This window comes from Enterocloster aldenensis (assembly GCF_003434055.1).
GTDB classification, from domain to species: Bacteria; Bacillota; Clostridia; order Lachnospirales; family Lachnospiraceae; genus Enterocloster; species Enterocloster aldenensis.
In genome coordinates, this window is the sequence record NZ_QVEX01000054.1 from 1 (window position 1) to 467 (window position 467).

The window sequence follows — 467 nt, forward strand, 5'->3', positions numbered from 1 at the left end:
AAACGCTTCACAGAACCCTATTCGTTCCTGCCAAGCTACCATCGCAGGACCCGCAGGCTGGCTTGTTACATTGTTTCCCTACTTCGGCAGACCTTTTCTATCAAACAGATTGCAGAACTTACGGGTGTTTCCGTCCAGACGGTCTGTCGCCTTTTGGACACGATTAGCTATCCTCCGCCTGACCGGCTTCCACAAGCGCTTTCCATTGACGAATTCAAAGGTAATGCTTCTACCGGCAAATATCAGTGCATTCTGGTTGATCCGAAAAAACGCCGGATCCTCGACATTCTTCCGGATCGCACCCAGAGCCACCTGGCTGATTATTGGCGGAACATTCCCAGGAAAGAGCGCCTAAAGGTAAAGTTCTTTGTCTGCGATATGTGGCGGCCCTATGCCGAACTTGCACAGACCTTCTTTCCAAACGCAACGATCATCGTAGATAAATATCATTTCATCCGGCAGGTGAC

1 protein-coding gene is annotated in these 467 nt (G+C 49.9%); it reads left to right on the top strand.

The features are described from left to right. Positions 1-467: transposase (locus tag DWX59_RS28460; protein WP_235845215.1), on the top strand; the 467-nt coding region annotated here is incomplete at both ends.